This is a genomic window from Rhizobium mulingense (genome assembly GCF_029194105.1).
GTDB classification, from domain to species: domain Bacteria; phylum Pseudomonadota; class Alphaproteobacteria; order Rhizobiales; family Rhizobiaceae; genus Rhizobium; species Rhizobium mulingense.
Window position 1 is genome coordinate 143,138 of the sequence record NZ_JARFVE010000006.1, and the last position, 17,768, is coordinate 160,905.

Genomic DNA, 17,768 nt, shown 5'->3' on the forward strand with positions numbered 1-17,768 from the left:
TATCCCCCATTGCATTTCCGGAAGTTACTTAAATCGGTCGGAAAATCAACGCAGGGATGAATCGAACGCGTCTAAAACTTCAGGTGTGGCGATTCCATCGCGGCGGCAAGCAGCGCGGCATAATCGGCCTTCGGAACGTCGATCGCTCCGAACGTCTTCAGATGCTCGGTGGTGAACTGGGTATCGAGCAGGGTAAAGCCCCTTTCTCTCAGCCGGTCTACCAGATGCACGAGGCAGATCTTCGAGGAGTCCGTGCGGCGTGAAAACATGCTTTCGCCGAAGAAGGCCGAGCCGAGCGAGACGCCGTAGAGACCGCCGACCAGTTCATCGCCGTGCCACGCTTCAACGGTATGGGCGTGGCCCATGTCGAACAGCGTCGAATAGAGCGATCGGATTGTCTGGTTGATCCAGGTGCTCGGGCGCCCCGATGTCTCCTCGGCGCAAGCCGCGATCACCTGCTCGAAGGCGTGGTCGATGCGGATCTCGAAGGGATGTCGGCGCACCTTCTTGGCGAGGCTCTTCGATACATGGAAACGATCGAGCGGCAAGACGCCGCGCAATTCCGGCTCGACCCAGAAGATTTCCGGGTCGTCTGCGGATTCGGCCATCGGGAAGAGGCCGATGGAATAGGCGCGCAGGAGAATGTCAGGGGTGATGCCTGGTGACTTCCCGCGCGGTCCTGCCATTCCTGTCCTATGCCGCCGGCGTGTTGGCGAGATGGTGTTCCAGCCAGTGAATGTCGTAGTCGCCGTTGGCGATATCCTGATTGGAGACGAGTTCCTGAAACAACGGCAGCGTCGTCTTGATGCCGTCCACGACGAATTCATCGAGCGCGCGGCGCAACCGCATCATGCACTCGACGCGGGTGCGACCGTGCACGATCAGTTTGCCGATCAGGCTGTCGTAATAGGGCGGGATCTTGTAGCCCTGATACGCGCCGGAATCGATGCGCACGCCAAGGCCGCCCGGCGCATGGAAATGCGTGATCGTGCCGGGCGAGGGCACGAAGGTGCGCGCATCCTCGGCATTGATGCGGCATTCGATGGCGTGGCCGGAAAAATGCACATCGTCCTGCGTCACCGACAGGCCGCCGCCGGAAGCGACACGGATCTGCTCGTGCACGAGGTCGATACCGGTGATCGCTTCGGTAATCGGATGTTCCACCTGCAGGCGGGTATTCATTTCGATGAAGTAGAACTCGCCGTTCTCGTAGAGGAATTCGATCGTGCCGGCGCCGCGATATTTCAGCTTCTTCATGGCGTCGGCGCAGATCTGGCCGATCTTCATCCGCTGCTCGACATTCAGCGCCGGCGAATTCGCCTCTTCCCAGACCTTCTGGTGGCGGCGCTGCAGCGAGCAGTCCCGTTCGCCGAGATGGATGGCATTGCCTTCGCCGTCGCCGAATACCTGGATTTCGATGTGGCGCGGCTTGCCGAGATATTTTTCCATGTAGACGGCATCGTTGCCGAAGGCGGCTGCCGCTTCCGTGCGCGCTGTCGACCAGGCCTCGATCAGATCGGCTTCGCTTCTGGCGACCTTCATGCCGCGCCCGCCGCCGCCGGCGGTCGCCTTGATCAGTACGGGATAGCCGATTTCGGCGGCCGTCCGCAGCGCATCCTCTTCGGTCTTCACTTCACCGTCCGAGCCGGGAACGACGGGAATGCCGAGCTCCAGCGCCGTCGTCTTGGCGGTGATCTTGTCGCCCATGATGCGGATGTGATCCGCCGTCGGCCCGATGAAGGTGATGCCATGGGCTTCGAGAATATCTGCAAACTTGGCATTCTCCGACAGAAAGCCGTAGCCCGGATGCACGGCGTCGGCACCGGTGATCTCGCAGGCGGCGACGATCTGGTGGATATTGAGATAGCTCTCGCGCGAAGAGGGCGGACCGATGCACACGCTTTCGTCGGCAAGGCGCACATGCATGGCATCGGCGTCGGCGGTGGAATGCACCACGACGCAGGCAATGCCGAGCTCCTTGCAGGCCCGGAGCACGCGAAGGGCGATTTCCCCGCGATTGGCGATGAGGATTTTCGAAATCATGGGCATGGGCCTATTCGATGACGACGAGGGCTTGGCCGTATTCGACGGGATGTCCGTCATCGACGAGAATTTCGGTCACCTTGCCCGACTTCGGCGAGGGGATCTGGTTCATCGTCTTCATCGCTTCGATGATGATCAGCGTTTGGCCTTCCTTGACGGTGGCGCCGATCTCGATGAAGGGGCGCGCGCCGGGAGCCGGCGCCATGTAGACGGTGCCGACCATCGGCGCATTGACGACATTGGCAGGATTTCGGGCGGGGGCAGCGGCCGGCGCGGCACCTGCCGCTGCCGGAGCGGCGGCTGCGGGCGCAGCAAAGGCCGATGCTGCGATCGGCGCCTGCACATATTGCGTCGCGCCGTTGCGCGAAACGCGGATGCGCAAGTCATCCTGCTCGACCTCGATCTCCGTCAGATCCGTCTCGTTGAGAATGTTGGCGAGATCGCGGATCAGTGCCTGATCGATACCCGATTTCTTTTCAGCCATGGTGTTGCCCTGTCTTCTTCTTATGCCGTGATGTTCTTCAGCGCATGCAGCGCCAGGATGTAGCTGTGAGGCCCGAAACCGCAGATCACGCCCTTGCATGCTGGCGCGATCATCGATTTGTGGCGGAATTCTTCCCGTGCATGGACGTTGGATAGGTGGAGTTCGACGACGGGAATGGAAATAGCGCGGATCGCATCATGCAGCGCGACCGAGGTGTGCGTATAGGCGCCTGCATTGATGGCGACGCCGACGGCCTTTTCATCGGCCTCGTGAAACCAATCCACAAGTGTACCTTCGTGATTGCTCTGGCGGAAATCGATATCGAAGCCGAGTTCGCGACCGGCGGCCTTGCAGTTCGCCTCGATGTCCTTCAGCGTCTTGCCGCCATAAATGCCGGGTTCTCTTTTACCCAGCATGTTCAGGTTGGGGCCGTTCAGGACAAAAATCGTTTGCGTCATCGAATGTTCCGTAAAATGCGCGACGGCAACCTATAGACTCCGCGAAGGCTGAATGAAAGCCCTTACGGATTGCCCGGCAGGAATCGCGCCACATTTGTCCACATGGCTGAAACGCTTCGATTTTGGCGATTCGATGGGACGGCCGTCTTGCTCAGCAGGCGGTCTTGCCGCAGCTGCGCATATTCTTGACCTTGGCTTCGAGATCGTCGAGCCCGACGGCGCCCGGCACCAGTTCATTGCCGATTACATAGGACGGCGTGCCGCTGATGCCGAGGCTGGAGGCGAGCTGGTAGGTTGCCTGGACGATGCCGTCGTTCGGGCTCTTCGCCATCTCGGCGCGGATCTTGTCTTCGCTGACGCCGAGCGAGGCGGCAACCGCGATCGCGCTTTCGTCCGAGGCGCGGCCTTCGCTGCTGAGCAGGGCGACATGGAAATCGGCGTATTTTTCAGGTGCCAGTTTGCGGAAGGCGTCCGCCACCTTGTGCGCGGCGACCGAATCCGGCCCGAGGATCGGAAATTCCTTGAGCACGAATCGGACGTTCTTGTCCTTCTTCAGCATCGCCTGCATATCGGGAAGCGCATGACGGCAATAGCTGCAATTATAATCGAAGAACTCGACGACGGTAACGTCGCCCTTCGGATTGCCGAGGGTGACGTCGTTCTTCGAATCGAAGATGTCGGTCGTGTTCTCTTCGATCGCCATGTTGGCTTTCGCCAGCCGCTGGGCTTCTTGCTTCTTCTGCAAGGCCTCCTGGACATCGAGCATGATCTCGGGATTCTCGATCAGATATTGCTTGATGAACTCGCCGAACTCCTTCTTCTGCTGGTCGTCGAGCGCAGCCGCTGGAAACGGAAGAGCGATCGATGCGGCAAGCGCCAGTGCGGTGAAGGTTTTCAGGAAGAAGGCCATGATATCCTCGTCAACGGCGATGGTGGTCTTCCGATCGAGAAGACCGTCGCCGGGTTAATGGACTTGAATGCGTCGCGTCAAGGTAGAGGGCGTTCGGTTCCGCTCAAACAGGAATTTTTCATCCCCGCGTTACGCTCGCGGGATTGTGATGAGCCGATTAATGCGGCAATTGTCGGGCCGTCATTGAAGAAGCCGAGCGAGAAACGATCTTGTTTTCCATATCCAAACGCAGCGAAGTCGAACCTTTTCATGCCATGGACGTGCTGGCGGAGGCGACGAAGCGGCGTGCGGGCGGACATCCCGTCATCTCGATGGCGGTCGGTCAACCCTCGCATCCAGCCCCTCAGGCGGCCCTCCAAGCGGCGCGCGAAGCCCTTGCCGAAGGCCGGATCGGTTACACCGACGCGCTGGGAACGGCGCGGCTGAAATCGGCACTTGCCTGGCATTACCGGGATCGCCACGGCCTGGAGATCGATCCGGCGCGCATTGCCGTCACCACAGGTTCCTCGGCCGGCTTCAATCTCGCCTTTCTCTCCCTCTTCGATCCCGGCGATGCGGTGGCGATCGCAAGACCGGGTTATCCCGCCTATCGCAATATCCTTGGCGCCCTCGGTCTGAAGGTCGTCGAGGTGCCGGTAACGGCCGAGACCCATTTCACCCTTACCCCCGAGAGCCTTGAGGCGGTGCAGAAAGAAAGCGGTGTCAGACTGAAGGGTGTGCTGCTCGCAAGCCCCGCCAACCCGACCGGCACGGTGACGGGCCGCGAGGGGCTGAAGGCGCTTGCGGATTACTGCGCGACCCATTCCATCGCCTTCATTTCCGATGAAATCTACCACGGGCTGACCTTTGCCGGCGAGGAGGCGAGCGCGCTCGAACTGACCGACGAGGCGATCGTCATCAACTCTTTCTCCAAATATTATTGCATGACCGGCTGGCGAATCGGCTGGATGGTGCTGCCCGAGCGCCTGGTGCGGCCGATCGAGCGGGTGGCGCAGAGCCTCTACATCTCCCCGCCCGAACTCTCCCAGATCGCCGCCACGGCCGCTCTTGGTGCAAGCGACGAGCTCGATCGCGTCAAGGCAAGTTACGCCGCCAACCGCGACCTGCTGCTCGACCGCCTGCCGAAGATTGGCCTTACGCCGGCTTCGCCGATGGACGGCGCCTTCTACGCCTATCTCGATGTCTCCCGCTTCACCAATGACAGCATGGGTTTTGCCAAGCGGATGCTCGCCGAGATCAACGTCGCCGCAACCCCCGGGCTGGACTTCGATCCGCTGGAGGGACATCGCACCCTGCGTTTGTCTTACGCGGGTTCGCAGGCAGAGATCGCCGAGGCGGTGGAGCGAGTCGCTGGCTGGTTGAGGCAGGGCGCGTAAGGGCAAGCGGCTGGCAGCAAGCACACCAATGCCCACTGTCGGCTCAATTCTGCCGAAACGAACCATCATCGAGCCAAGAGGGCATAGTCACCCGATCGAAGACGTCATCACCTAAGCGAAGGTTTAATTCGCGGCTTCACGTTAAGACATGCATTGATCAATGTTTTATCGGCAGCATTTGACCTTAATAGAGAGCATTTGAGCATGCGACCCTATACCTTGATCTCTTGGTCCGTTGTGTCCTTCTTTGTGATCGTCATTTTTACCTCGCTGCCAATAGCGACGGGACGTCAATGGGCCTCGGTATTGCCGTCACAATATAAGATTAATCAGCGGCAGGCCTATGGTTCGACACAACTGCCAAATGGCGCCGGAACGTGTGGAGCAGTGATTTATCAGTTGTCTTGGGCGCAAACCCAGGACATCCGCCGCAATGGCGTCGCTGCACTTCCGGCTGGTCTGCAAGGACCGGATGGATTTATGTATGGGGACTGGGCAAATACGCCAGTGCCCAAAGATATTTTCGAGCGATATGTCTTGAACACCGCCCATCCTCCAGTCGGACTGAATTGCAGCCACGGCAGCTGGGAGAAGGAGTGGCGTGCTAACACGCAGAAGGCGGGTAACTACTATTCGACCAATGGAAAGGCCTTGATCCTGTTACAGGCCTCAGAATTGCAACGCAATCCGATGTATTTGGCAGCGGTCGGATATTTCTATAATCCTTAGAGCCATCGCAAATCGGATAGCGTTGGCGACCCAGATGCATAAGTGCGGCCGGCAGCACCCTGATGACACATGCATATTCGCTTAGCCGCGCGATGAAAACAGCGAGGCAAGCGTCGAAGCCGGCTTGTTGTTCAGCCGCGGCACGACCACCAGCTGCTTGATCTCGCCGCGCTTGTAGGCGGCCAGGAAGCGCTTGTAATCCCTGAAGGAGACGCAGCCGTTGGAATCGCCGTTCTTGCCGAGCATGTAGGTATGGGCGAGCAGGCCGACCCGGTCGTAGATGGCGTCCGAGCCCTCGACCGGCGTCAGCCGCAATGCTTCGACGCCGTGAAACAGGGCCTCGCGCATGGTGAGGACGTAGGTGTGCGGCGGCGTCGGTCCGCGCATCTTCTTGTTGGCGTAGCGCGGATTGTCGCGCATCTTGCCGAGGCCGGAATGGGCCTCCAGCCGCTCGCCGTTCGGCAGGTAGACGGTGCTGTTTTCGATATCGTAGATGGCGACGCCTGCGCGCAGCTGCGGCGAGAAGACCGGCTTGTCGTAACGCGGGACTGCGTCGTCCTCATCGTCGTCGATCAGCGCGTTCGGCTTGGCATAGGCAAGGACGGGCGCGGCGGAACGCTGCGCCTTCTTGGAGCCTGGGGCCGGTTTGCCGATCAGTCCGTCCGGGCGCGCCATCGGCAGCGGCACGGAACCGGCATCCGGCGCCAGCACGAGATCGAAGGGCTGCTGTTCTTCGGCCTCGGCAACTTCCACGGGCGCAGGCTTTTCCTGCGGCAGCGACGCCGTCTTGAGGGCGGGTGCGGCCGGCTCGACCGGGGCTGGCGCGATCTGCTGCGGCCCGGCATCGGCAAGGGCGAGCAGGGCAGGAAGTTCAACGGCTGCGACGGCTTCCTTGGAAGGAATGATGATCCGGTCGTCCTCGTTCTCTTCGGCCTCCGCGCGGGCGAGCTCGACCGGCGGCGTGACGATATCGTCCTTGACGAATTTCGCGGTGTCGGAAGGTGTTGCCGCGGCAACGGCGACCGGCGGTTCGGCAGGGGTGACAAGACGATTCTTTGCAAGCGCCACCGATGCCGATGCGGCAGCATTGGTCTTTTGCGCATGCGATTGGATGAGATGAGCCGTCAGGGCAACGACCGGCTTGGCATTGAAGGCGGCCAGCCGGTCGGCTTTGCCGACATGGATCAGTCGTTCGTGGGACGTCGCCGGCTTTAGCTTCGGGGCCGACGCGAGGTGCGTGAAGCTCTCGGACGCGGAAACGGGCGCGCCGATCGAATGCATTGTCGCGAAGGTCGCGATCAACCATGTCGAGGTCAGAAGTCCGGCGCCGACGACGCCGTAAAGAAAGCCGCGAGATCTGCGCAAACGAAAAGCAGATCCGTCAAGAGAGGTGGCGCCATCAAACGCCCCGACCGCAAACGCCATACTGAACTCGTCTTTCAAACTCGCTACGCAGGCCGGCGGCACTGACTGACTAAACTTCGCCGGGGCCGGTAATGGCGCAAATGGGCCGAATTTAGACCGCCTGCGACATCCGACTGTTTCGCAAGGATGACGAATTATGGTTTCTAATTTGTTTACGCGGCGCCGTACTTTCTCATGGCGTCTCAAAAAGAGATGCGTTCGGCGTTTGTCAGACGCGTTTCATCACGTAACTTCCCGGCGCTTCCTCGATCGCATTCAGCGCATCGCCGCCGGGTTTGCGCGCCGCAACGCGTCTGCCGTCATGCGTCTCGATCCAGGCCCGCCAATGCGGCCACCACGATCCCGGCGTCTCGGTCGCCTGCTCGAGCCAGGTTTCGTACTCGCCCTTGGCCGGGCCGCCCGTCCAGAATTGGTACTTCTTCTTGTCGGGCGGGTTGACGACGCCGGCGATATGTCCCGAACCGGTGACGACGAATTCCACCTTGCCGCCGAAGAACCGGCTGCCGAGGAAGACGGATTTGGCAGGCGCGATGTGATCCTCGCGGGTGGCGAGATTATAGATCGGGATCTTCACGTCCTTCAGCGACACGGGCTTGCCGTCGAGGATCATCTCGTTCTGCGTCAGCGCATTGCGAAGATAGCAGTTGCGCAAATAGAAGGCATGATTCGCCGCCGCCATGCGGGTTGAATCGGCGTTCCAGAACAACAGGTCGAAGGGCAGGGGCTCCTGGCCCTTGAGGTAGCTGTTGACGAAATAGGGCCAGATCAGCTCGGAAGCGCGCAGCATGTTGAAGGCCATCGACATCTTCGAGCCGTCGAGATAACCGGCCGATTTCATATGCTCTTCGAGCGCGACAAGCTGCTCCTCGTCGACGAAGACCTTCAGGTCGCCGGCATGAGTGAAGTCGACCTGAGTGGTGAAGAGCGTAGCCGTCTTGATGCGTTTGTTCTTCTCCTTGGCGTGCAGCGCCAGCGTTGCCGCCAGCAGCGTGCCGCCGACGCAGTATCCGACGGCATTGACCTCCTTCTCGCCGGTCGCCTTCTCGATTGTCTCGAGCGCGAAATCGATGCCTTCGCGGGCGTAGGCCGCCCAGTCCTTTTCGGCGTGGCGCGCATCCGGGTTGACCCAGGAAATCACGAAGACGGTCTGACCCTGGTCGACGCACCATTTGATGAAGGATTTCTGCGGGTTGAGGTCGAGAATATAGAATTTGTTGATCCAGGGCGGGCAGATTAGCAGCGGCCGCTTCAGCACCGTCTCGGTCGACGCCTCGTACTGGATAATCTGGCAGATGTCGTTCTGGGCGATTACCTTGCCCGGCGTCAGCGCCATGTCGCGGCCGACCGCGAATTTCGTCATGTCCGTCTGGCGAAGGCGAAGCTCGCCGTGGCCGGCGGCGATGTCCTCGGCGAGCATCTTCATCCCGCGTACCAGGTTTTCGCCGTTGCTGGCAATCGTCTCGCGATAGAGCTGCGGATTGGTGGGGATGAAGTTGCTCGGCGACAGCGCTGCCGTGATCTGCTTCACGTAGAAGCCGGCCTTGTGCTTGGTATGCTCGTCCAGGCCGTCGGTCTCCGACACCAGCTTCTCCACCCAGTCTGATGTGACGAAATAGACCTGGCGCAGAAAATCGAAGAACGGATTCTTCTCCCAGTCCTCGTCGGAGAAGCGCTTGTCCTTACGGGTGTCGGGCTCGGGCGGCAGGGGCTCGCCCTGCAGTCCGCTCATGCTTTGCATGCGCTGCATCGAGCGCATCCAGATGCCGAAGAACGAAGACATCAGCTGCGTCTGCGCCTCGAAGGTGCGGCGGGGATCGGAAATCCAGTATTCACTGACTTTTGACAGCGTCTTGACCATGTCGGCCATAGGATCAATGGCGGTTTCGGTGATCTCGCCGCGTTCGCGCGGCGCAAGCCAGGCCGAAGCGGCCTGCCCGAGATTTTCGAGCGCCCGGGCGAAATTCATCGCCATGGTCTCGGGATCCTTCAGCACATAGGGATCGAGATCGGTTGCATCGAAACCGGTCTTGCCGCCATTTTTCTGGCTGCCACTCTCCTGCTTGCTGTCGGTCACCATTTCCTCCGGCGGCAGCACCCTTTTTATCTCTTCGTTGTACATCGTGACCGAACGAGAAAACAAGTTCCACCCGCATCGGCTCGTGCTATTGCTTTGTGGCTGCGACAAATTTAACAGTCGAAGCAGTCAGAACTGGATTTTGAGGCATGACGAAGAACGGCATCCGGCGCATCGCAACCTTCAACCGCACCGCATTGATTTGCGCCGCGGCGGCGATGGCACTTGCCGGATGCAATCTGACGGCGGAGGAGAAGGCCGCGGCCGCTGCCAAGCGAGCGGCGCCGACCGCCGTCGTCATGCCGGCCACCAAGGGCGAGGCGGTCGAAGGCGGTCTTGCGAAGTCGCCGGACGGCTATCCGAATTTCGGCGCGCCGCTGACGGCCGCCAACGTCCAGATGAGCGACGAGCAGGCGGCCGAACTGCAGCATCAGCTGACGGCGCTTGCCGCCCGACGCAAGGCCGGCACGATCTCGGAAGCCGAATATCAGGCCAAGGTCACCGAAATGCGCCGTCTGGCCGCCGAGCACGGCGAGCAGACGCTCTCCGAAATCTCCAAATAGACCTTGCCTTTCAGGCAATTTGGACGCAAAGCCTTCGGCAAGGATCGGAAGATGCAATTTTCCTGATAATGCGCTTTGCGCGGCCTTTTCGTCAAAGATTTGCCGCGCGGCTTGGGTGTGATGAATACGGCGCTGCGATTGTTGAAGTTCGTGTCGCAGCCGCCGGGAGACGGAACGAACTTCGACTGCGGCCCAAAATGCCGCCTTTCCATGGGGAATGAAATGGAAGAGTTTCACAAAGTCCGGCGTTTGCCGCCTTATGTTTTCGAACAGGTCAATCGTTTGAAAGCAAGCGCGCGAGCGGGCGGCGCCGATATCATCGATCTCGGCATGGGAAACCCTGACCTTCCCACCCCCCAGGCGATCGTCGACAAGCTGTGCGAGGTCGTGCAGGACCCGCGCACCCACCGTTATTCGTCCTCAAAGGGCATTCCGGGCCTGCGCCGCGCCCAGGCCGCCTATTATGCCCGCCGTTTCGGCGTCAAGCTCAACCCGGATACGCAGGTGGTCGCCACCCTGGGCTCCAAGGAAGGCTTCGCCAATATGGCGCAGGCGATCACCGCGCCCGGTGACGTCATCCTCTGCCCGAACCCGACCTATCCGATCCACGCCTTCGGCTTCCTGATGGCGGGCGGCGTGATCCGTTCGATGTCGGTTGAGCCGGATGAAAGCTTTTTCCCGCCGCTCGAGCGCGCCGTCCGGCATTCGATCCCGAAGCCCCTGGCGCTAATCCTCAACTACCCCTCGAACCCGACCGCCCTCGTCGCGACGCTCGATTTCTATAAGGACGTCATCGCTTTCGCCAAGAAGCACGACATCATCGTGCTCTCCGACCTTGCCTATTCGGAGATCTACTTCGACGGCGCCCCGCCGCCGTCGGTTCTCGAAGTGCCGGGCGCGATGGATGTGACCGTCGAGTTCACCTCGATGTCGAAGACCTTCTCCATGCCCGGCTGGCGCATGGGCTTCGCCGTCGGCAACGAGCGGCTGATCGCGGCGCTCACCCGCGTCAAATCCTATCTCGACTACGGCGCCTTCACGCCGATACAGGTAGCGGCGACCCACGCGCTGAACGGTGACGGCTCCGACATTGCCGAAGTCCGCAACGTCTATAAACGCCGGCGTGACGTCATGGTCGAAAGCTTCGGCAAGGCCGGCTTCGACGTGCCGCCGCCGGCTGCGACGATGTTTGCCTGGGCGAAAATCCCGGAAAAGTTCCGTCATCTCGGTTCGCTGGAATTCTCCAAGCTCTTGGTCGAGAAGGCCGACGTCGCCGTTGCCCCGGGCATCGGCTTCGGCGAGATGGGCGACGACTACGTCCGTCTGGCGCTTGTCGAGAACGAACACCGCATCCGCCAGGCTGCGCGCAACATCAAGAAGTTCATGTCGACGGCGGACGAAACGATGCATAACGTCATTTCGCTGAACGCACACCGCTAATCTCAACTCTCGGCAGCCGCTTTCCGCGGCTGCCGACACACAGACATTTCAGGATCGATCCATGGCAGATGCCCTCAAAATCGGCATTGCGGGCTTGGGCACCGTTGGCGCCTCGCTTGTCCGCATCATTCAGCAGAAGAGCAACGAGCTTGCCGTCACCTGCGGGCGTCCGATCATCATCACGGCGGTCTCCGCGCGTGACAAAACGAGAGACCGCGGCATCGATCTTTCCGCTGTGACCTGGTTCGACCGGCCGGAAGAGCTTGCCGAAAATGGCGACATCGACGTTTTCGTCGAGCTGATGGGCGGCGCCGAAGGGGCGGCCAACGTTTCGGTTCGCACGGCACTGCAGCGTGGTCTCCACGTGGTGACAGCCAACAAGGCGTTGCTTGCCTATCACGGCGTCGAGCTTGCGACGATCGCAGAAGAGAAGGGCTCGCTCCTGAATTTCGAAGCGGCGGTCGCCGGCGGCATTCCCGTCATCAAGGCGCTGCGCGAATCGCTGACGGGCAATGCCGTTTCTCGCATCTACGGCATCATGAACGGCACCTGCAATTACATCCTGACCAAGATGGAGAAGGAAGGGCTTTCCTTCGCCGAATGCCTCAAGGAAGCGCAGCGGCTGGGTTATGCCGAGGCCGATCCCGCCTTCGATATCGAAGGCAACGATACCGCCCACAAGCTTGCCATCCTGACGACGCTCGCCTTCGGCAACCGCATCGCGGCCGACGACATCTATCTCGAAGGCATCACCAACATCTCGATCGAGGATATCCACGCCGCCGCCGAACTCGGTTATCGCATCAAGCTCCTGGGCGTTGCCCAGCGCACCGATACCGGCATCGAGCAGCGCGTGCACCCGACCATGGTGCCGGTCGATTCGGTCATTGCCCAGGTCGACGGCGTCACCAATGCGGTGGCGATCGAATCCGATGTGCTCGGCGAGCTGCTGATGGTCGGTCCCGGCGCCGGCGGCAATGCCACCGCCTCGTCTGTGCTCGGCGACATTGCCGATATCGCCAAGAGCCAGCCGGGCGCCCAGCGCGTGCCGGTGCTCGGCCATCCCGCAAAGGCGCTGGAGCCCTATCGCAAGGCGCAGATGCAGAGCCACGAAGGCGGCTATTTCATCCGCCTGACTGTGCTCGACCGCACCGGCGTCTTTGCCAGCGTCGCAACCCGCATGGCCGAAAACCACATTTCGCTCGAATCGATCGTCCAACGCTCCAAGCAGCATCTGGCGCCGTCCCATCACCAGACGATCATTCTGGTCACCCATGCGACGATGGAGGAATCGGTGCGCAAGGCCGTCGCCTCGATAAAGTCGGAAGGCTATCTGTTCGGCGAGCCGCAGGTCATCCGTATCGAACGGCCGAAAGAAGAAGCCTAGCGCATCCGCACGAGAATCGATTTTCGGAAAGCGCGATGCGTAGATTCAGAGTGTTGGCGCGTGCTTTGTGCGTCCGAAATGGAGGTACGGCGCTCTAGGCATTTCCCGCTCGGAGTATGAGGCGCCCTGTCTCTGCACAGGGCGGTTTTTTCTGTCAATTGTTCAGACTCCCCTTGCGGAAGTCTATATTACCAACCGCCGAAATATTGATATAAATAAAACCATAAATGGTGAGTCGTCGGCGTGGAGCATTTCATGAGCAAGGACAGCCACGCCGGAAAAGAGCATGGCAGCCCGAGCAAGGTGCCGCCAGCCCGCCCTGAGATGTTTGCACACATCCTCAAGCCGGTACGCCGTGACATTCGTGAAGAGAGTCACGACGAGGCGCTTGACGACGAACATACGGAAGGCCGCAACTGGGCCATTCTGCTGACGCTGTTTTCGTTCTTGCTCGTCCAGATCGGCGGCATCGCCATGATCGTCTGGGCGATCTTCTGGTAAAAATCCGTGTCTGCAAGTCTATCGCTATGTTATCTCCGCTGCTCTTGTAAAAAAACAGATGACATCAGCGGAGTTTGGCATGGCAGATCTCGTCGATCCGGTACAGCGCGCGTTTCTCGGGGTGGAGAAATCCGCGCTCGATAATCGCTGGGTGGCGCGGCTTGATCAGGCCGGTCAGAATCGGGCACTCGCCATGTCGCAGGTTCACGGGCTGCCGGATCTGATCGCTCGCGTTCTCGCCGGGCGCGGCGTCCCGGTGGACGAGGCGATCGAATTTCTCGATCCGACGATCCGCAGCCTGATGCCCGATCCCCACACGCTGACCGATTGCGAGAAGGCGGCGTCCCGCCTCATGCGCGCGATCGAGAGGGGCGAGAGCGTGGCGATTTTCGGCGACTACGATGTCGACGGCGCGGCTTCATCCGCGCTGATGTTCCGCTTTCTCAGCCATTTCGGCGTCAAGGCGAATATCTACATCCCCGACCGGATCTTTGAAGGTTACGGCCCCAATCCGGCGGCGATCAGCCAGCTGATCGACAATGGCGCGCGGCTGATCGTCACCGTCGATTGCGGATCCACCAGTCACGAGGCGCTTGCGGCTGCTGCCGCGCGCAATATCGATGTCGTGGTTATCGATCACCACCAGGTGACACATGAGCTGCCGCCCTGCCATGCGCTTGTCAATCCGAACCGTGAAGACGATCTGTCGGGGCAGGGGCATCTTTGCGCGGCGGGCGTCGTCTTCATGGTGCTGGTGGCGACGCTGAGGCTGCTGCGCGCGGCCGGCAATAAGCGCATCCTGGCCATCGACCTGTTGCAATGGCTGGATATCGTCGCGCTTGCGACCGTCTGCGATGTTGTGCCGCTGAAGGGGCTCAACCGCGCCTATGTGGTCAAGGGGCTGGTCGCCGCCCGCCACCAGAGCAATGCCGGGCTAGCCGCACTCTTCCGCAAGGCTGGGCTCGCCGGCCCGGTGACACCCTATCATTTCGGCTTCCTGATCGGCCCGCGCATCAATGCCGGCGGACGAATCGGCGATGCAGCACTCGGAAGCCGCCTGTTGACGCTCGACGATGCCGGCGAAGCTGAAATGATCGCCCAGCGCCTCGACGAGCTCAATCGCGAGCGGCAGGCGATGGAGGCCATGATGCTGCAGGAGGCGGAAGCTGAGGCGCTCGCCGAATATGGTGACGGTGAGGGCGCCTCCGTCATCGTCACCGCCCATGAGAAGTGGCATCCCGGCATCGTTGGGCTGATCGCGGCGCGGCTGAAGGAAAAGTTCAAACGGCCGGCCTTCGCGATCGCCTTCGATCCCTCCGGCCGCGGCACCGGCTCCGGCCGCTCCATCAACGGCTTCGACATGGGCAGAATGGTGCGGGCGGCGGTCGACGAGGGGCTGCTCGTCAAGGGCGGCGGCCACGCCATGGCTGCGGGGCTGACCGTCGAGCGCGCCGATCTCGGCAGGCTCAGAACCTTCTTCACCGAAAAGGCGGCAAGGACGGTGGCGAACCTGGTCGCCAACGAGATGCTGAAGATCGACGGGGCGATCGGCGCCAGCGGCGCCACGCTCGAGCTGATCGACCGCCTGGAGGCGGCCGGCCCCTATGGCTCCGGCCACGCCCAGCCGCTCTTTGCCGTGCCGGCGCACCGCGTGCGCGACGCCCGACTGGTCGGTGAGAAACATGTGAAGGTGACGCTGGAGGCAATGGACGGGTCGCGGCTCGATGGAATCGCCTTCCGCGCCGCCGATACGGCGCTCGGCAATCTTCTCGTCAATTCACGCGGCGCCAGCCTGCATGTCGCGGGTACGCTCGGCGCCGAGCATTACCAGGGCGCCCGCCGCATCCAGTTGCGCGTCTGCGATGCCGCGCCGGCAAAATAGAAGGCGGCGCAAACAGGCTGATGATGAGGAATTCAAAGGGAAGAAAGTGGCACGCCCTAGGGGAGTCGAACCCCTCTTCCCAGAATGAAAATCTGGTGTCCTAACCGATAGACGAAGGGCGCTTCCTTCGTGGTGGCGCCCTTATAGTCAGCACCTTCAAAAGCCGCAAGCGCCAAGACGCGAAAAAATCATCGTTTTCGCCGATTTTTTTGTGGCTGTGGAAAATCGTGGCGAACGGTATGGCGGACCGGAAGAATTCAAGCCTGGCGGATCGTCCGGCAGCGTTACGCGCCCACGACAAGAGCTCCACGCGACGCCTTGCGACATCGGAGCGAGCTGCCTCGTCGATGAAACAGATTTAATGCGACGCGCCTTCGCCATAGGAAGGGTATAGCCCGAATGTGGTACGCCCTAGGGGAGTCGAACCCCTCTTTACAGAATGAGAATCTGTCGTCCTAACCGATAGACGAAGGGCGCAGGCCGGTTTTTGTTAAAATAGGAGCGCACGATGGCTTCTGCAAGCAGATGCGTTGGTCTCGATGTCGAGAGTGGCACGCCCTAGGGGCGTGTCATCTTTTTTGAAATCATTGACTTTTTTTATGAGGGGTTAGGGGTTTCGTTCTCGCCGCGTTCCGTAAAACCCCTTTCCCCCTTTTGGCAAAGGTCCGAAAAGTTGGACGTTCAACCGGGCAAAAATGCCCGGTTCGAGGTTAGGGGTTTTTCAGAACATCGGAGGAACGAAACCCCTAAAAACCCCAAACCCCTAAAAACCCGTTTTGCAAATCGCACGAATAATATTCAGTTTCAATTCGGCGGCGGCGGGATCGCGATTCCGGCCTTGGCGAGTCTGTCTTCGAGCAACGCGCAATGGCGGCGAAGCTTCCGCAGGGCGGCGGCCTGGCGCGCGCCCGCCCGTTCGGCCTCGGCCAAATCCTCACGCTGCCGGCGGATGATTTCGGAAAGTTGGTTTCGCTCTTCTTGAAGCTGATCGGTCAGCTCGCGAAAGCCGGTCGTGATCGAGGCGCCGACGTCAACGCGCGTCCGCGTCCTAGCGACATAGATGGTTCCGATAACAGTAATTATCGCCGTGGTTAAAGCACCGACGAAGGTTAGCCAGGGCGCCAGATCCACCGCATTTAATCCTTGCCGTCGCCACCCTGCACCGCCTGCACAAACTCTTTGTGTTGATTGTGCATCTTCTCGATATGCTCTTGAAACGCGGCGGCAATCTCCGCCTTAACCTGCCGGATCGACACGCGATAAGTGATTATGCCGCAAACAATAGCGACGGCTACTGTAGAAACCACGGTTGCGAAGGCCTCCGCATCCATTTTTATCCGTTCCTCATTTGCCGCCCTTGAAAATAATCATGAATAACTGAAATGGCCGTCACCACGGAAACGGCGGCCATCGCCGCCCGCACAAGGATATCGAGGCGGTAAACGCCGGTGAAAAGCGTTACGACTGAAGTTAGATGCGAGAGGCCGCAAAAGGTGGAAAGATGGATCGCACCGGAAAAAGACCCGTCGCTTTCGATCAAGGTTCGGCCGCCGAAGTCGGCGAAAAACCCCGCCTGGCCGCTGTCGATCCGTGAGAAATTCGAGGCCCGCCACCCGCCCGGCACTGCCGCCCGCACCTGCTACGCTTTGGCCTTTTGGCTTGGTTCGCGTCGCGGCGACGTCGCCGGCCTCGAATGGTCAGCCCTCGACTTGCACGAAGTCGAACTATTCACCGGTGAAATCGTTGCCGTCGAGGCCTTCACTTTCAGCCAAGGCAAAGGCGGTGCGGAAATGTTTATCCCGCTTGTCTCGAAGTTGGCCGACGCCCTCCGCGTCTTCAATCACCGCGAAGGAACGGTATTAAAGACCGCCTATGGCACGCCGTTCTCAGAGAAGAGCCTCACGAATCAAATGGCCGTTTGGTGCAGACAAGCCGGCATCCCGGCCGGCTATACCATCCACGGCCTACGCCGCACCTTCGGCTCGTATCTGGCCGAGTGCAACGTGCAAGCCCGCGCCATCATGACCGCAATGGGTCATTCGTCTATGGCCGTGACAGATATCTATGTCCGCGACGCCAACAAGAAGCAGGCGATGGTCGATATCATGAAAACGATCAACGAGCGCGAAGAGCGGCGCGACGGGATGAAGCGGCGCGGCAATATTCGGATTGTCAGTTAAGGGGGAAAAATGGGGTTAGGGGAAACCCCTAAAGAAAACCCCTTATTGAGACGAAAAAACATAATAAAATCAATCACGTTGGCACGCCCTAGGGGAGTCGAACCCCTCTTCCCAGAATGAAAATCTGGTGTCCTAACCGATAGACGAAGGGCGCTTCCTTCGTGGTGGCGCCCTTATAGTCAGCACCTTCAAAAGCCGCAAGCGGCAAATTCGATTTTTTTCAAAAAAACGACAGATATTTTCGAGGCGCCAGCATTGGAGATTACCGCTGACGAATCAACGACTTGTATGGCTTGTCGGAAGCGCCGCAAACCAG

General features: G+C 60.3%; 18 protein-coding genes and 3 tRNA genes. 8 read left to right on the forward strand and 13 right to left on the reverse strand.

Going from position 1 to position 17,768, the window contains the following annotated elements; translation table 11 throughout:
• Positions 1 to 71 precede the first annotated feature (71 nt).
• From aat to PYR71_RS15710, 5 genes are all read right to left on the reverse strand, one after another.
• Positions 72 to 686 carry a leucyl/phenylalanyl-tRNA--protein transferase gene (gene aat / locus PYR71_RS15690; protein WP_275619999.1) on the reverse strand — a complete coding sequence of 205 codons (615 nt, stop codon included), beginning with the start codon at positions 684 to 686 and terminating at the stop codon, positions 72 to 74.
• A 7-nt stretch (positions 687 to 693) separates the two neighbouring features.
• On the reverse strand, positions 694 to 2,049 hold the full coding sequence (accC, locus tag PYR71_RS15695) for an acetyl-CoA carboxylase biotin carboxylase subunit (RefSeq protein ID WP_183915886.1): 1,356 nt from the start codon (positions 2,047 to 2,049) through the stop codon (positions 694 to 696).
• Positions 2,050 to 2,053: 4 nt separating this feature from the next.
• Complete coding sequence (gene accB, locus PYR71_RS15700; RefSeq protein WP_275620000.1) at positions 2,054 to 2,527, reverse strand: acetyl-CoA carboxylase biotin carboxyl carrier protein; 474 nt, start codon at positions 2,525 to 2,527, stop codon at positions 2,054 to 2,056.
• 20 nt (positions 2,528 to 2,547) lie between these two features.
• The gene (gene aroQ, locus PYR71_RS15705; RefSeq protein ID WP_275620001.1) at positions 2,548 to 2,985 is read right to left on the reverse strand and encodes a type II 3-dehydroquinate dehydratase; all 438 of its coding nucleotides are present in this window, start codon (positions 2,983 to 2,985) and stop codon (positions 2,548 to 2,550) included.
• A 151-nt stretch (positions 2,986 to 3,136) separates the two neighbouring features.
• Positions 3,137 to 3,895, reverse strand: a complete 759-nt coding sequence (locus PYR71_RS15710) for a DsbA family protein (RefSeq protein WP_183915880.1) — start codon at positions 3,893 to 3,895, stop codon at positions 3,137 to 3,139.
• A gap of 209 nt (positions 3,896 to 4,104) precedes the next feature.
• Between PYR71_RS15710 and PYR71_RS15715 the strand changes: the two genes are divergently transcribed.
• Both PYR71_RS15715 and PYR71_RS15720 read left to right on the forward strand, forming a co-directional pair.
• The gene (locus tag PYR71_RS15715) at positions 4,105 to 5,271 is read left to right on the forward strand and encodes a pyridoxal phosphate-dependent aminotransferase (RefSeq protein WP_275620002.1); all 1,167 of its coding nucleotides are present in this window, start codon (positions 4,105 to 4,107) and stop codon (positions 5,269 to 5,271) included.
• Positions 5,272 to 5,475: 204 nt separating this feature from the next.
• On the forward strand, positions 5,476 to 6,000 hold the full coding sequence (locus PYR71_RS15720; protein WP_275620003.1) for a hypothetical protein: 525 nt from the start codon (positions 5,476 to 5,478) through the stop codon (positions 5,998 to 6,000).
• An 81-nt stretch (positions 6,001 to 6,081) separates the two neighbouring features.
• On the opposite strand, the gene PYR71_RS15725 is transcribed toward PYR71_RS15720, so the two are convergent.
• Positions 6,082 to 7,425 (reverse strand): DUF2778 domain-containing protein, encoded by a 1,344-nt coding sequence (locus tag PYR71_RS15725; RefSeq protein ID WP_275620004.1) that lies wholly within the window; start codon positions 7,423 to 7,425, stop codon positions 6,082 to 6,084.
• Between the two features lie 208 nt (positions 7,426 to 7,633).
• Positions 7,634 to 9,499, reverse strand: coding sequence for a PHA/PHB synthase family protein (locus PYR71_RS15730; RefSeq protein ID WP_416340335.1), 1,866 nt, complete (start codon positions 9,497 to 9,499; stop codon positions 7,634 to 7,636).
• Positions 9,500 to 9,648: 149 nt separating this feature from the next.
• On the opposite strand from PYR71_RS15730, the gene PYR71_RS15735 reads away from it, so the two are divergent.
• From PYR71_RS15735 to recJ, 5 genes are all read left to right on the forward strand, one after another.
• Entirely contained in the window at positions 9,649 to 10,062 is a 414-nt protein-coding gene (locus tag PYR71_RS15735; protein ID WP_275620005.1) for a hypothetical protein, read from the forward strand.
• A 222-nt stretch (positions 10,063 to 10,284) separates the two neighbouring features.
• Positions 10,285 to 11,502, forward strand: a complete 1,218-nt coding sequence (locus PYR71_RS15740; protein WP_064683553.1) for an LL-diaminopimelate aminotransferase — start codon at positions 10,285 to 10,287, stop codon at positions 11,500 to 11,502.
• A 61-nt stretch (positions 11,503 to 11,563) separates the two neighbouring features.
• Positions 11,564 to 12,889 (forward strand): homoserine dehydrogenase, encoded by a 1,326-nt coding sequence (locus PYR71_RS15745; protein ID WP_275620006.1) that lies wholly within the window; start codon positions 11,564 to 11,566, stop codon positions 12,887 to 12,889.
• Between the two features lie 255 nt (positions 12,890 to 13,144).
• The gene (locus tag PYR71_RS15750) at positions 13,145 to 13,390 is read left to right on the forward strand and encodes a hypothetical protein (protein ID WP_275620007.1); all 246 of its coding nucleotides are present in this window, start codon (positions 13,145 to 13,147) and stop codon (positions 13,388 to 13,390) included.
• Between the two features lie 79 nt (positions 13,391 to 13,469).
• The gene (gene recJ / locus PYR71_RS15755; RefSeq protein WP_275620008.1) at positions 13,470 to 15,272 is read left to right on the forward strand and encodes a single-stranded-DNA-specific exonuclease RecJ; all 1,803 of its coding nucleotides are present in this window, start codon (positions 13,470 to 13,472) and stop codon (positions 15,270 to 15,272) included.
• A 47-nt stretch (positions 15,273 to 15,319) separates the two neighbouring features.
• Here the strand turns inward: recJ and PYR71_RS15760 are convergent.
• The 5 genes from PYR71_RS15760 to PYR71_RS15780 all read right to left on the reverse strand — a co-directional run bounded on the left by PYR71_RS15760 (position 15,320) and on the right by PYR71_RS15780 (position 16,812).
• Positions 15,320 to 15,394 (reverse strand) — tRNA-Glu (locus PYR71_RS15760).
• Positions 15,395 to 15,674: 280 nt separating this feature from the next.
• A tRNA-Glu gene (locus tag PYR71_RS15765) sits at positions 15,675 to 15,749 on the reverse strand.
• A 327-nt stretch (positions 15,750 to 16,076) separates the two neighbouring features.
• On the reverse strand, positions 16,077 to 16,403 hold the full coding sequence (locus tag PYR71_RS15770; RefSeq protein WP_275620009.1) for a hypothetical protein: 327 nt from the start codon (positions 16,401 to 16,403) through the stop codon (positions 16,077 to 16,079).
• A gap of 5 nt (positions 16,404 to 16,408) precedes the next feature.
• Positions 16,409 to 16,603 (reverse strand): hypothetical protein, encoded by a 195-nt coding sequence (locus tag PYR71_RS15775; RefSeq protein WP_275620010.1) that lies wholly within the window; start codon positions 16,601 to 16,603, stop codon positions 16,409 to 16,411.
• A gap of 2 nt (positions 16,604 to 16,605) precedes the next feature.
• A complete protein-coding gene (locus PYR71_RS15780; RefSeq protein ID WP_275620221.1) occupies positions 16,606 to 16,812 on the reverse strand; it encodes a hypothetical protein in 207 nt (68 codons plus the stop codon).
• Between PYR71_RS15780 and PYR71_RS15785 the strand changes: the two genes are divergently transcribed.
• Positions 16,766 to 17,452, forward strand: coding sequence for a tyrosine-type recombinase/integrase (locus PYR71_RS15785; protein WP_275620011.1), 687 nt, complete (start codon positions 16,766 to 16,768; stop codon positions 17,450 to 17,452). The genes PYR71_RS15780 and PYR71_RS15785 overlap by 47 nt on opposite strands.
• Positions 17,453 to 17,531: 79 nt before the next feature.
• Here PYR71_RS15785 and PYR71_RS15790 read toward each other — a convergent pair.
• Positions 17,532 to 17,606, reverse strand: a tRNA-Glu gene (locus PYR71_RS15790).
• Positions 17,607 to 17,768: the final 162 nt, after the last annotated feature.